This window comes from Myroides injenensis M09-0166, from assembly GCF_000246945.1.
In the GTDB taxonomy this organism is placed as follows: Bacteria; Bacteroidota; Bacteroidia; order Flavobacteriales; family Flavobacteriaceae; genus Flavobacterium; species Flavobacterium injenense.
In genome coordinates, this window is the sequence record NZ_BAEX01000089.1 from 1 (window position 1) to 14,811 (window position 14,811).

Consider the following 14,811-nt stretch of genomic DNA (forward strand, 5'->3'; position numbering starts at 1 on the left):
TGATTCAGAGGGAGGGCAACTTTCTAAAAATATATAATAGTTAAGTTATTCAATATAGTTAAAAATATTAGTTACGTAAAGTAACAACCGATTTAAGGTGGTTATTGCAGCGGGGCTCACCTCTTCCCATTTCGAACAGAGAAGTTAAGCCCGCTAGCGCAGATGGTACTGCATAACTGTGGGAGAGTATGTCGCCGCCTTTCTTTTGAATCCCCAATCTCGTAGAGGTTGGGGATTTTTTTTGTTTATAGAATTAAAAAACTGTAGCGCATATTGAGATAAAAAGTTGTTACTTTGCACGCAATTTTTAGATTATATATGTCAAGTAGATTAAAAAGTATTTTAATTAAAGTTTGTATCATTCTTGGAAGTATTGTTGGTTTGTTATTACTAGCAATGTATCTTATTCCTATTTTTTATGGTGAAACTATTAATGATAAAGTAGAAGAAATAATTTCCGAAAAAGTTGAAGGAAATGTTGAATTTGATAAAATAGAAGTTTCTTTTTATAAGAAATTTCCTTTATTAACGGCAACAATTGTGCATCCAATGATTGAGGGAATTCAAGTTGATTCGCTGTTTAACGAAAAATTATTCGAAGCTGAATCCGTAAGTATCGGAATTAATTTATTAGGGCTTTTAAAAGGAAGTTTAAGTTTTGACAGAATTTATATTGATAATCCTTATGTCAATATTAATGTTAATGAAGATGGTTTAGCAAATTATAATTTATTTTTAACTAAGGAGAAGGAGGAGGCAGATGATTCTTCTTTTGATTTAAAGATTAATCGAATTCAAATTAAAGGTGCTAATGTTATTTATAATGACTTAGCGAGTAAACTAAGTTTTGTTGCGGATAATTTTGATTATGTAGGACGAGGAAATATGGCTGAGGCTGTATTCGATTTGAAAAGTGTCATAAGAATACAATCTTTGGATTTAAATTTTGATGGAGTACATTACGTAAAAGAAAAACCAATTTTAGCGAAATTAGAAACATCAATAGATACTAAATCATTGACTTTTATATTTGAAAAAAATGATATTCGTATTAAAAACTTACCTGTAGATTTTAAGGGAAAATTTGCATTCATTGAAAACGGGTATGATATGCTGTTCGATATAAAAACAGTAGATTCAAGTTTAGAACAATTATTATCTATTGTTCCACCAGAATATCAGGATTGGTTAGAAAGTACTATCGTGCAAGGAACTGTAGATGGTAATTTTAAATTAGAAGGGAAGTATGTTGTTAGTGATACTTTGAGTCCTAATGTTGATTTATCATTGAAGGTAAAAGATGGGTTTATTCAACACGGTGAATTAGTAAAACCGATAGAAAACTTAAACTTAGATTTTAACTTCTCATTACCTAGTCTTGATATACAAAAAAATATTCTCGATATACAAAAGTTAAGTTTTTCTGTAGATAGTGAGGAAACTAAAGCAACTCTTTATTCTAAGGGGCTTGATTCTTTATTACTAAAAGGTAATATTGATTCCAAGCTTAATTTAGAGTTGTTTAATCGTGCAATTGGTATTGATGGTTTCTCTATGAGCGGTAATTTCGAAGCTAGAGGCGAAATAGAAGGTCTTTATACAAAGGATATTCGTACTATCCATACTTTACGTAAAACTATAAAAGATACTGTTATCAGTAGTATTCCTAGATTTGATTTAAAAGTTTCTGTTAGTGATGGAATGTTTAAATTGAAGGAATTACCAGAAGCAATTAAGAATATTAATTTTAATGTTGAAGCTAAAAGCGAGACTTCTAATTATAAAGATATTGAATTCAAATTGAAAGATTTGAATTTAGTTGCAATGAATAACTATATTAATGGATATTTAAATGTCTATAATTTAAAAAATTATAGTTCAGATGGTTCGTTAAAAGCAAAAGTCGATTTAGAAAATCTAAAGCAATTTCTTCCTATAGAAGATATTGAACTTAAGGGATTGGTTGACTTTAAAGGATTCGTCAAGGGTACATATGAACCAAAAAGAAAAAAATATCCTGTAATAGATGCGGAAATTCAAGTTTCTGATGGATACATTAGATTAGAGCGTATTCCTGACTTGCCTTTAGAAGATATTCATATACATACTTTAATTAAAAGTAGTAGAGGATCTTTAAGTGATTTAACTATTAAAGTATTGCCTATTGATTTTAGTTTAGGTGGAGAATCGTTTCATTTAGATGCTAGTTTATATAATTTGAATAATTTAAATTATAATGTTAAATCAAAAGGAACGTTAAACATTGGTAATTTATATAAACTTTTTAAAGTAGATGGTATTGATGTAAAAGGTAAACTAATCACTAATCTATTTTTAAGTGGGTTACAAAGCGATGCTTTAAATGGTAAATACGATAAGCTTAAAAATGGAGGTATGTTTGAAGTGGACAATATAGCTGTTACTTCAGAACTCTTTCCAAAACCCTTATTAATTAAGAAAGGTGTATTTAAATTTTTCAAAGAGAAAATGAAGTTTGAAAAATTTGAAGCAACGTATGGAAGTTCAAAATTTCATATGAATGGATATCTCACCAATGTTATCAATTATATTTTAAAAGATGAAGTAATAGAAGGTGAGTTTGCTTTGCAATCACCCTATATGAATATTGATGAGTTTATGGTTTTTTCTTCTGGAAATACTTCCACAACTGCAAGTAAAAACAGTGGTGTTATTCAAGTTCCTTCTAATTGGAAATTAAATTTTCTTGCTGAAGCAGATAATATTAAATATACTGATTACACGCTATCTAAATTTAAAGGAGGACTTTTAATTGATAGTGGTAAAATAAAGCTTAATAGCACGACTTTTGATTTAATTGGTACAAATGTACGAATGGATGGTTATTATGCTCCTAAAGGGTTTAAGAAAGCTGAATTCGATTATCATTTAGCTGCTAGTGATTTTGATATTCAAAGAGCATATAAAGAAGTTCCTATTTTTAAAGAAATGGTTAGTATGGCCAAAGATGCTTATGGGAAAGTTTCTGTTGACTATAGTTTAAAAGGTGATTTAAATAGTGGAATGTTTCCTATTTATAAATCTATAGTAGGAGGTGGATCTTTAACTTTGGAAGATATTAAGTTTAAAGGTTTTAAATTATTAGGTGGAATTGCTGAAAAGACAGACGCTAAATCTCTCGAGAATGGTTCTTTATCCAAAGTAAATATTAACTCAACGATCAAAGATAATGTAATTACGATTGAACGTACTAAGATGAAGATGGCAGGCTTCCGTCCTCGTTTTGAAGGACAAGTTAGTTTAGATGGAGAATTAAACATCGGTTTTAGATTAGGCTTACCACCATTAGGAATTATTGGAATACCAATGCGTATTACTGGTAATTCAGAGGATTTTAATATTAAACTAGGCAGATATAAAGCTAGTGATGTATTAGGTCAGAATGGACAAGATGATGACGAGGATGATGATGAGAAATATGAAATAAAATCAGTTAATGATCCTCTACCAGAAATTGAAACGGAAACTAATGAGAATTCTGCAGAAAATGTAGAAGCAAAAATAGAATCTGAAAAGTAAAGTACAAATAAAGAAGTACAAGAAAGCCTCAAGTAGTATCTAACTATTTGAGGCTTTTTTTATTTTACTTTTAAATCTAATGAATATCTTTGAAGAATAATAAAGTTGACAATTAAATGGATAAGTATACTCCACTAGCAGAATTTGAAGTTGCTATTTTAAAAATGGATGATGACATTCGTAAACCTCTACGAGTGTTACAAACTACAGATGAGTCTGAAAATGAAATTCTTTTAAAAAAATCGGAACCTATTGACCCGAGAGATCCAAATTTAAAACTACTTATCTCAAAACTTTATGCTACAGTTAAAGACGAAGATAAACCAGGTGTAGGAATAGCAGCACCACAAGTTGGTATTAATAGACGTGTGTTTTTAGCACAGCGCATGGATAAAAAAAATAATCCTTTTGAATTCTTTATTAATCCTGAAATTGTCTGGTATTCAAAAATTAAACGCGTTGGTGAAGAAGGTTGTTTATCTATTCCTGATGTGTATGAGAATGTAGTGCGTAGTTTAGCGATTCAGATTACATATTACGATTTAGAAGGAACGCATTTTCAAGAAGTAATTGAGGGATTTACTGCAGTAATTTTACAGCATGAGTATGATCATTTGAATGGAGTCCTTTTTCCTCAACGTATAGAAGAACAAATTGAAAATGAATATTTTAATGCTTCACCTACAGGAGAGCTTGTTTATAAAAAATAAAATGAGTAAGTATTTCTTTATAGCGATTGCAATTTATCTTTTTTCATATGTAAATCTATATAGTCAAAACATTGCGGAGAGTGAGCTTTTTGATGAGTATAATTTGGAATGTAAAACCAGTAATAACGAAATACTTGAACAGTATAAAATAGGTTATAAACTGCTTAATAATCCTGAGTATGTAAATACAGCAGGTAAAGTTTTCTTTAATATAATTAAAGAAGATAAGTCTTTATGTGATGCTTATTTTTTGACTGGAGTTTCACTCACTAAACAAGGAAAAGATAAAGCTGCATTTCTGTATTATTACTTTGCGGACAGTTTGGCTGTGAAACCCAACGTACTCTTTAAAGGAGAACTAGCAGAAGCATCTCTTAGAATAAGCAATATTGATTTATCACGCAAAATTTATGAAGATATTATACAGTATTTTCCTGAAAGCCCAATTGGATATTTTGGAATAGGTCTGACAGGCACGAGTATTGGTGACTTTGATAATGCTTTTGATAATATAGAGATAGCAGAGAAAAAATATATTAAGGAGGGAAATTATACAGAAAGCAAAAAGAATGAGATATGGTTAATAAAAGGTATTTTGCTGACTAAACAGAATAAATATGCACAAGCTATAGCTTACTTTGAAAAATGTGAGGTAATGTTTGGGCAATTAGATGATTATAATGCACATTTTGCAATAGCAAGTTACCACCTTTATGAAGAAACTAAAAATAAAGAGTGGAAAGATAAAAGCCTAAAAGCTTTTAAAAGTATTAAGAATCAAAACATACTTGAGGATGAGTTTATAAAAAAGTATGTCGACTATTTTAGTGATAAATAAACTTCAAAGCCAACTCCTCTAATACTCGTGATTTTAATATTGTCATCATGTCTTAAATATTTTCTGAGACGTGTAACGAAAACATCCAAACTTCTTCCATTAAAATAATCTGCTGAAGACCATAGGTTCTTTAAAATTTCTTCGCGTGAAATCACTTTTTTATTATGTTGAATAAGCAGTAACAGCAGATCCTTTTCTCTCTCTGTAAGGCGAAAAGTTTCTTTTGAATGGGAAAGTTTTAATTGAGAAGGAATAAAGTGATAACTACTTAAGTAGTATTCTTCCTTTTTAGTTATTAAATTTCTTTTTAAAATATTTTCAATGCGCAATTTTAGTTCTTCAGGGTCACAGGTTTTAGATATATAATCGTCAGCACCTAGTTTTAAACCCATCAGACGATCTATATTTTGATTCTTAGCTGTTAAGAATAAAAAAGGCATTGTAGGCTTTAAAGCGCTTATCTCTTTAGAGAGTGTAAAGCCATCTTTTTGAGGCAACATAATATCTAATATAGCTAGGTCAAAAGAGTTATTAGTAATTAGCTCAATTACTCGTTCAGGAGTAGAAAGCCACTCTATTTCAAATCTACAAATACTTAAGTACTGTTGTATAACAGTACCATAATCGATATCGTCTTCTACAAGTAATAATTTATACATAACGTAATGTAATTTTAAAAGTTGTACCGATATTTAACTTACTATCTATAGTGATTGTACCTTTAAGTGATTTTACTATTTGCTGGACTTGATATAAGCCAATTCCCAATCCTTTAGTTGTATGAACATTATTATAGATCACGCGATAGAATTTTTTAAAGATATGTTGTTGTTGCTTAGCTTCAATTCCTATTCCGTTGTCATTGATTGTTATTTCTATTTTATTTTTAGTATATAGTAATGTACAGTTTATTGCTGTACCTCCATATTTTGCACCATTTTCAATTATATTTAGCAGCAACGTTTCAATTGAGGTCTTTGAAAATGGAATCTCCTTTTCATTATTTTTCCATTCAAAAGAAAAAGAAACATCTGAAAAGTTTAGTCGAAAATCTTTTTCAATGGCAAAAAAGTCTTCTTTACTAAAATAAGTATGATCCTCTACTTTGTCAGATGTCAGCGTTGTTTGTAATCTATCTAGCCGATCAATTTGTCTTTTGAGTAAGGCTATAGTTGGAGAGTCATATTCTTTTTCAAGATTAGCACATCCATATTTTAGCGTGGCGATAGGCAGTTTGAATTCATGTGTGAGATTGTCTACCATATTGTGTAAACTAACAACTTCTTCTTCTTTTTGCTTTATTGTTTTGTAAGTGATGTAGTACAGCAATAATATAAAAATACATATTAGTATTGAAGAGATAAGAAGTGGTGCTAAAGATAAAAATATGATCTTATTTATATTCTTAATATCTGTGTATTGACTTTGTGAAATAATGAAATGATGATTGTAATCTGGTTCTGCATCATCAATGTCTGTAGTAACACTACTATTTTCTACCTCCCAAGTTGACGTATTAATTTTATAGGTCGTTACCACCTTGTTGTTTGTTTCCATTACAGTAAAGGGGCTTTCAAGCAATTCTTTTTCTTCTTTGATAAGGTAAATGCTTGTAACAACGTATTTTATTGCGACATCATAATTTGTTGGAGCGAATATACTATCTATGCAATGGCTTAGTATATTGTTGTTCTTTGCTATAAAAGTTTGTTTACTTTGTTTTATCTCATCTAGAGTTACTTTTCCAATGATAAGTTTTTGTAACTCTTTATAAAGTTCATTGTCTTTTTTAACTTCTATCTTTCTGAAGGCAGGTGTTTCTTCGAAAGCATCAATTGTAGTATGCACTTCTGTAATTAAAGACTTTTCTTTTAGTTGATAGGCATTATAGAAATAATAGCATATTACACCTAGTAAAAGAAGGTAAAATAGACAGAATGCAGTTAAATAATATTTAGATTTCGAATACATCATATACAAATGTAAAGTAAATAACTAATAGTGTAATGAATCTCTTTTTCTGTTAACCCTTCATTAACCCTCTATTAACCAGTATTATTGAAGAAGTCATCGAAGTTTGTATAAAAATTATAACGATGAGTAAAGTAATTATAACATGGTTTTGTTTATTAATCAGTTTTTTCATGCTTGGACAAGAGCAACAAAATTCAATTAGAGGAAAAGTAATAAACAAGGAAGCCGAGGTGCTGTCATTTGTCAATGTAATTGGCTTGGATAAAGATGGGAAAGAAGAAAGTGTTGTGTTAAGCGATGAGAATGGAGACTTTGTAATTCCTTCATCTAATATAAGTCAATTGCAATTTTCTTATGTTGGTTATCAAACGCAAAATACAGTAATAAGTAATAACGAATTTGTTACAATAGTATTAGAGGAAGATAATACTGTGATGGATGAAGTAGTCATTACTTCAAAGCGTCCAACAATTAAGAGAGAAATTGATAGATTGGTATTTAATGTTCAGGATACACCTCTTGCAACTACAAATGCATGGGATATCGTAAAGCAAACTCCTGGTGTAACTTCACTTGGGGATAATATTGCTATACGAGGTAGCCAAAATATTCTAGTCACAATTAATGACAAAAGAGTTATGCTTACTGGTGAGCAATTAAAAGAAATGCTAGAAAATACAGATGGCACGCTAGTCGATTCTATAGAAGTAATTACTAATCCACCTGCAAAATATGATGCAGAAGGAGCAGCTGTCTTAAATATTAAATTAAAAAAGAATTTAAGTCTAGGATATAAAGGGAGTATAAGTAATCGATTTAAACAGTCAACATACGCTTTTAATGCTACCGGTACACAACATACCTATAGTAATGACAAGATAAATTTGTCAGCTAGTTACTCTTTTGGTCAGGGGACTACTGCTAGATATAATATTGATAATGTCATTTATGAAAATGGTGAGCGTTGGAATACTGATTTGACTCGTATAAATAAGTCATTGGGAAGACATAATTTTCAAAGTGAATTAGATATTAAGATTGACAGTACACTAGTATTAACAATTGGAGGAAATGGTTTTGTCAATGAACAAACAAAAGGAGATTTTGTGATTCCTACCCTAATCTATAATAAAGAAAATAGTGTAGAATCGAACTATACTACATTTAATAAGAAGCGCTCTAATATGGTGGATTACATGGGGTATTTTATGCTGGAGAAACAAATTAATAAGAACAAGAAATTATTGTGGTCCTCTTATTTTTCTTATGATGATCAAGATGATAATCAAGAAGTATTAACCCAACTTAACTTTAAGGGGAAAGAGCCATCTGAGGAGTTTTTTGCTACTAAAAATAATGCACTTACGCGATTAGCTGTTTCGGGAGTCGATTATAGTGTAGATAAAGAAAATACTAAATGGGAATTAGGAGGAAAATTTAGTATTGTAAAAGCATTATACACTTTAGACTTTTTTGAACGACAAGTAAATCAACCAATATTTAACAAAGACAAGAGTAATATTTTTGACTATCAAGAAATGAACTGGGCTGCTTATACATCTTATACAAAAAAGTGGGATAAATGGCAATTAAAAACAGGACTAAGAGGAGAATATACAGGAATAAAAACTTCAAGTAGTGGAGTTGGAAATGAAAAGCAATCTTACTTTAAACTTTTTCCAACGTTATATATTAAGTATGATATTAATGAGAATCAAGATTTAGTGTTTTCTTATGGCAAGCGTATTGAGCGACCTTCATATTCGTGGATGAATCCAGCAAAAAGTTATTATAGCTTATTTTCTTATTTTAAAGGAGACCCTGATTTGAAACCAGCTATTAATCATGTTTTCACGTTGAGTTATGATTATAAAGAGTGGAGTGCTGAATTAATTTATATGAAAGAAATTAAGCCTTCCATGGAGATCTCTTATCAAGAAGAAGAAAATCGAATGCTAGTATATAATTATACTAATATTGACAAAAGACAACAAATAGGGTTACAGTTAAATGCTCCTTATAAAATTGGTGAGTGGTTAGTATTGAATAGTTACATTGTTATAGGGTATAAAGAAGACTATTTTTATGGTATAGATAATAAATTGTATAAAAATGATGTTTTCGGAATGATGGGAAGATTATCTGCTTCAGTTAACTTAGATAAAAACAGTAATTGGAAAGCCATGGTAATTTATAATTATAGTACTCCTGATATTCAAGGAACATTTAGAATTAGTAGCTATCAGCGTACGGACTTTATTATGAGTAGAGATTTTATAAAAAATAAGCTTTCAGCTAACTTATATGTATATAATATATTCGGCAGCGATAGACAGATTATAAGTACTAATTATGCCAACCAAAATAATTATTTCAAAGACTATAGCGATACACAAGGATTTGCTATATCATTTAAGTATAATTTTGGAAATAATAAGGTAAAACACGATTTAAAAGATATTGATTTTGAAGAGAAAAACAGATTGTGATTTTAAATTTAAGATTTGGAAACAATAGTTTAAAGAATAGATATGATTATTTGAGAAAGGATATTCTTTAATTGTTGTTTGCAAAATATTAGGATAATATGCGAAGTCTAGTTTTATGTCTATTAAAATATAACTAGATAGTATGAAACTAAAATTACAATTATTATTTTTTGTCACTCTCCTTTTTTATGGAGTGACAGCAATAGCTCAAACTACGCAGGCATCCATACAAGGAATGGTCTTAGAAGGGAATGCTATCCAACAAGGAGTTGAAGTAGTCATTAGAAATTCCTCTACAGGGTTCACTACAAGAACAAAAACAAATGCTAGTGGGCAGTTTATGTTTAAAGAAATTCCTCTTGGGGGACCCTATATTGTTTTAGCTCATGACCAAAATGGAAATGAATTTAAAAAGTCAGGGTATTATTTAAATCAAGGAGATAGTGTTTTCGTTGATTTATACTTAGGAGTAGAAGAAGAACATTTAGATGAGATTGTAATAGAAGGGAAAAGTTTGAAAAATCAAAAAGAGGCACTAGGTGCAGCTACAATGTTCTCCGCTAATACGATTAAAAACTTGCCTATTAATGGTCGTAATTTTTCTAATCTAACAGATCTTTCTCCTTTAGCGAATGGGGGCTCTATAGGAGGACAATTAGGATCGTCAGTTAACTTTACTATTGATGGTACTACTGCAAAGAATCCAACTTCTGGGGGAGCTACTACTAGTAGAAGTGGTGCACCATATTCAATATCTATGGAGGCTGTCCGCGAGTTTAAAGTTGTTACAAATCAATATGATGTTACCTTAGGACGCAGTGGAGGTGGAACAGTAAGTGCTGTAACAAAATCTGGGACAAATGAATTCTCTGGTTCTGCTTTTACCTATATGCGTTCTGACTGGTTGTCGAGTCCTTATGATATTAATGGTAATAGAAGAGGTAATGCTGATTACTCTACGTATCAATATGGATTGACATTAAGTGGCCCTATTATAAAAGATAAATTGCATTTCTTTTTAGCTTGGGATCATCAGCTGGATGCTCGCTCTTTATTTATAGCAGATATCAGAGGTCGTGAAGACGAAGATAGATATGGTGTGACGAATGAAACTTTAGACCAATTTGTAGGGATAGCTCGTAATAAATATGGCGTATCTGATAAACCACAATATGGATCATTTAATAAGCGTAGAAATTCGGATGCAGCTTTTCTGCGTTTAGATTGGCAGATTAATGAAGACAATTTATTGACGATTAGAAATAACTTTACCAGTGACCGCAATCCTTTAGGTCTTGGTGATAATACACAGATTAACCTTTATGAGTCTTTTGCAAATGACAAAAGTATTGATAATAGTTTGCTTGCTACTTTGAGAACTAACATTAATCCAAAGTTAACGAATGAATTGAAATTTCAATATCTACATACTTTTCAAGACAGTTACCCAGGTGATGAATTACCAAGTTGGAATATACCTAGAGCTATTGTTGAAAACGTTACTTCGAATATCGGTGATGGAGTTCGATCTGCAAATATCCAAATTGGAGGACATCGTTTTGCACAAGAAAAGTTTACTAATAATGTCTTTCAATTAGTGAATAACTTATATTATAAAACTGATAAGATCAATTATACTTTTGGTATCGATTTAATGCATACAGGATCGAAGTCAATTTATGGTAGTGAAGTAAATGGACGCTTTCATTTTAATACTGACCCAACCTTAGGTACTTCATCAATGGACAATTTTAATAACTTAAAACCTTATCGTTTTTATAGAGAAGTACCATTAGTAGATGATCTTACTGTAAATGGCAATATTTTCAATGCCGGTATTTATGGACAAATGCAAACGTTATTAATGCCAGGGTTAGATATGACAGTTGGATTGCGCATGGATTATGCAGTTTACCCTAAAGCTAAATTTAATCAATTAGTATATGACGAGTTAGGATTAAAAACGAACAATAGTTTTAACTCATTAATTATTCAGCCACGCATTCAATTTAACTGGAATATTAATGAAGCTAATACTGACATTATTCGTTTAGGTGCTGGTATATTTGGTTCTGATATTAATAATTATGCAGTTATTAATAATTTGACATTTGATGGTAGCAAATTGGCTACGGTAGATGTAATGGGAGATGCAGTTCCTACTCCTGATTTTGATGCTTACAGAAGAGATAAGAATTCTGTACCTACCTTGTCAGAACATCAAATAAGTACAATTAACTTTACTGGTAAAGATGCAAAAGTACCAATGGTCTATAAGGCAAACGTATCTTATACTCACTTTTTTAATAACCGTTTTAGAGTGGGAGTAACGGGATATATGAACTTGGCTAGAAATAACTATTTCTACAAAGACAGAAATATGGTGGATAAGCCATTCTTTACATTAGAGAACGAAGGAGGTAGAGGTGTATATGTTCCAGCGAACACTATTTTAGCAAATGGTGCTTCTGATTGGAAGTTAGGTAGAAAATCTGATAAATTAGGTCGTGTTTTAGAATTAGTAAGTGAAGGTAAAGTGAATAATTTCGCTTTAGTATTTGATACTAATTACAACTATTATAAAGATGGAGAAATAGCAATCAGCTATACATGGAACTCGACAAAAGATAATACCTCTTACAATGGTAACGTTGCTAACTCTGCTACACTAGGACTTCCAGTAGTAGATGATCCACGTGACTTAAGTAGAATGAGTTATTCGAATAATCACTTTAGACATAAGATCGTAGTTTATGGAAATGCACCAAGTTTTTATGGAATTAATGTAGGTGTGCGTTTTTCAGGGATTGGAGGTACGAGATATAGTTTATTATCAGGGGGTAATACAAATGGAGATTTTGTAAGTGGAACAAATGATTTAGCTTACGTATTTGATATTAATAGTCCTAATACTCCTGATCATATTAAAGCTGGCTTACAGGCAATATTAGATAATCCAGAAGTAAGTAATAGTCTGAAAAAGTATATAGAAAAAAGTTATGGTAAGGTAGCTGAGCGCAATGGAGGTAAGAATGGTTTCTATGGGGTATTTGATTTGCGTATTGCAAAAACATTTGTGGTAAAAGGGAAACACAAATTTGAAATATCAGGTGATATTTTTAACGTTGCCAACTTATTAAATAAAGATTGGGGAGTTAATAAATCAGTACAAACGCAAGCACTTTATGCGTTAGGAGTACCGAAAAAAGGAGACAAAGAAGCTCTTCCAGGCTTTGATCAATCTACTCAACAATTTAACTATAGAGTGAATACTAAAGGAATTCCAATAAAAACAGGAAATCCATATCAAATTCAAATTGGACTTAAGTATAGTTTCTAAAAACATAACTAAAGTGTGATAATAGATAGAGAAAAGGGAATCTTATAAAGGTTCCCTTTTTTATTCATTAATTGAGAATGAAGGGTGGTATTGTGATTAGAAATGTTGTAATTTTAACAGTTAAATTTTAGGGGTTATGGAATTTGACTATTTCGACAAGATTCGCAAGATTAGAACTGGTATTCGATTCTATAGTGAGCTGTTAATTGAGGCTTCTTGGAATATGTGGAATATCAAAACGAGAATTGGAATTTTCTTCTTTTCGTTGTTAGCAGCTTTTTTAGGAACCTACTTTTTGGCTCCAGATGTATTTACAGAAGCGCAGACTTACACAATGTTTATTTTAATTTTCTCCATTTTATTATGGGCTACAGAAGCTATTCCACCCTTTGCGGTAGGGATTATGATTATTGGTTTCTTAGTCTATACAATGGGGAATATGGAGGGAGCTACTATTTCGCCACAAGAGATATCCGCCACTTGGTCAGACAGTGTTATTTGGATATTTTTAGGAGGTTTCTTCTTGAGTGAGGGGATGCGTAAAACAAACTTAGACTTGTCTTTATTTAAAAAGACTATTGCTATTTTTGGATCAAACCCTAATACACTTGTATTGGGAATTATCATAGTAACCTCTGCCTTATCATTAATTATATCAAATACTGCGACAGCTGCAATGATTCTTGCATCTGTAATGCCTTTAATAGATAGAGAAGGAAAAGATTCGTTAATGTCCAAAGCGATTTTAGTGAGTATTCCTGCTGCAGCTACTTTTGCTGGGATGATGAGTATGGTATCTACTCCACCAAACTTAATTGTAGTAAACGTATTAAAGTCAAAAGGCTTTGATGTCAGTTTTACACAGTGGTTCTTCTTAGGGTTTGTGCCGGCTAGTATTCTATTGGTAGGATTCTGGTTTGCAGTAGTTAAAAAATATACATCAAAGGTAAAAGGACTAGATGTGTCTTTCGTTAATAAAGCACTAGACTTAACAAACACAATGCGCTTACAACGCTTAATAGTTGTGATAATTCTTGTGATTACTGTAGGGATGTGGATGTTTGGAAGTCGTCTAAATATACCTACGGCAGGGGCAGCAATGGTTCCTATTATGTTCTTACCTATGTTAGGGATAATTACTGCTGAAGATGTAAGACGTTTACCTTGGGACACCTTAATGCTTGTAGCTGGAGGTCTTGCTTTAGGGATGGCTATTAAAGAATTATTAGCTCCTTATTATTCACAGTTCCTAGCTGGAATGGAATTCAATATGATAGTGATGATGATTATTTTTGCCTTAGTTACTGTATTGTTTTCGAATATAATGAGTAGTACAGCTACGGCGACAATTGTAATTAATATTGCAGCCATTGTATTACCTCCTGAGCAGTTATTACCAGTAGGTCTTGTGGTAGGATTGTGTTCATCTTGTGGACTATTCTTACCAGTTTCTACTCCTCCAAATGCTATTGTATTTGGTACAGGATTACTTAAGCAAAAAGACTTTAGGTTAGGAGGGATGTTTGGTGCTGTAATCGGTACGATTATTATAATATTGTGGGTGTTATTACTACAACACTTTACTACATTTTTTGATTATATGTAATAAAATATAAGGATAATAAAAAACAGAGGCTGTGCAAATTATTGCACAGCCTCTGTTTTTTTAAATTATAGCGATAGCTAGATTCTCTCTGGAAAATTAGTGATAATCCCATCTACCTTTAATTCTTTCATTTTTTGGATGTCTTTTTCATCATTAACAGTCCAAGGATATATTTTTAGATTTGCCTCTTTTATTTTAGCAGTATTTTTCTCGTTAAGTTTTTTTGAAATAAGGATTAATTGCGACCGCATTAATATCATGGGCAAAAGAAATAGCGTCAGCAGGATACTACGTGT

Annotated in this window: 9 protein-coding genes and 1 rRNA gene; 7 read left to right on the forward strand and 3 right to left on the reverse strand. The window is 31.2% G+C overall.

What is annotated here, in order from left to right; translation table 11 throughout:
- The first annotated feature begins 93 nt into the window (after positions 1 to 93).
- The 4 genes from rrf to RH98_RS12815 all read left to right on the forward strand — a co-directional run bounded on the left by rrf (position 94) and on the right by RH98_RS12815 (position 5,106).
- A 5S ribosomal RNA gene (gene rrf / locus RH98_RS12800) occupies positions 94 to 203 on the forward strand.
- Positions 204 to 318: 115 nt separating this feature from the next.
- Positions 319 to 3,558, forward strand: coding sequence for an AsmA family protein (locus RH98_RS12805; RefSeq protein WP_010255533.1), 3,240 nt, complete (start codon positions 319 to 321; stop codon positions 3,556 to 3,558).
- A 116-nt stretch (positions 3,559 to 3,674) separates the two neighbouring features.
- Complete coding sequence (gene def / locus RH98_RS12810; RefSeq protein ID WP_010255535.1) at positions 3,675 to 4,268, forward strand: peptide deformylase; 594 nt, start codon at positions 3,675 to 3,677, stop codon at positions 4,266 to 4,268.
- A 1-nt stretch (position 4,269) separates the two neighbouring features.
- Positions 4,270 to 5,106, forward strand: a complete 837-nt coding sequence (locus tag RH98_RS12815) for a tetratricopeptide repeat protein (RefSeq protein WP_141629444.1) — start codon at positions 4,270 to 4,272, stop codon at positions 5,104 to 5,106.
- Here RH98_RS12815 and RH98_RS12820 read toward each other — a convergent pair.
- Both RH98_RS12820 and RH98_RS12825 read right to left on the reverse strand, forming a co-directional pair.
- Positions 5,088 to 5,765: a response regulator transcription factor gene (locus RH98_RS12820; protein ID WP_010255540.1), complete on the reverse strand. Its 678-nt coding sequence runs from the start codon at positions 5,763 to 5,765 to the stop codon at positions 5,088 to 5,090. The two genes, RH98_RS12815 and RH98_RS12820, sit on opposite strands and share 19 nt — an antisense overlap.
- Positions 5,758 to 7,080 (reverse strand): sensor histidine kinase, encoded by a 1,323-nt coding sequence (locus RH98_RS12825; protein WP_026038898.1) that lies wholly within the window; start codon positions 7,078 to 7,080, stop codon positions 5,758 to 5,760. Before RH98_RS12825 ends, RH98_RS12820 begins: the two co-directional genes overlap by 8 nt.
- 122 nt (positions 7,081 to 7,202) lie before the next feature.
- Here RH98_RS12825 and RH98_RS12830 point away from each other — a divergent pair, with 122 nt between their 5' ends.
- The 3 genes from RH98_RS12830 to RH98_RS12840 all read left to right on the forward strand — a co-directional run bounded on the left by RH98_RS12830 (position 7,203) and on the right by RH98_RS12840 (position 14,515).
- Positions 7,203 to 9,569 (forward strand): outer membrane beta-barrel family protein, encoded by a 2,367-nt coding sequence (locus tag RH98_RS12830; protein WP_010255544.1) that lies wholly within the window; start codon positions 7,203 to 7,205, stop codon positions 9,567 to 9,569.
- Positions 9,570 to 9,711: 142 nt separating this feature from the next.
- Positions 9,712 to 12,909 (forward strand): TonB-dependent receptor, encoded by a 3,198-nt coding sequence (locus RH98_RS12835; protein WP_010255545.1) that lies wholly within the window; start codon positions 9,712 to 9,714, stop codon positions 12,907 to 12,909.
- A gap of 136 nt (positions 12,910 to 13,045) precedes the next feature.
- Positions 13,046 to 14,515, forward strand: a complete 1,470-nt coding sequence (locus RH98_RS12840; protein WP_010255547.1) for an SLC13 family permease — start codon at positions 13,046 to 13,048, stop codon at positions 14,513 to 14,515.
- A 77-nt stretch (positions 14,516 to 14,592) separates the two neighbouring features.
- Here the strand turns inward: RH98_RS12840 and RH98_RS15485 are convergent.
- Positions 14,593 to 14,811 (reverse strand): glycerophosphodiester phosphodiesterase (locus tag RH98_RS15485; RefSeq protein WP_010255550.1); only part of this gene is annotated, 219 nt, incomplete at its 5' end.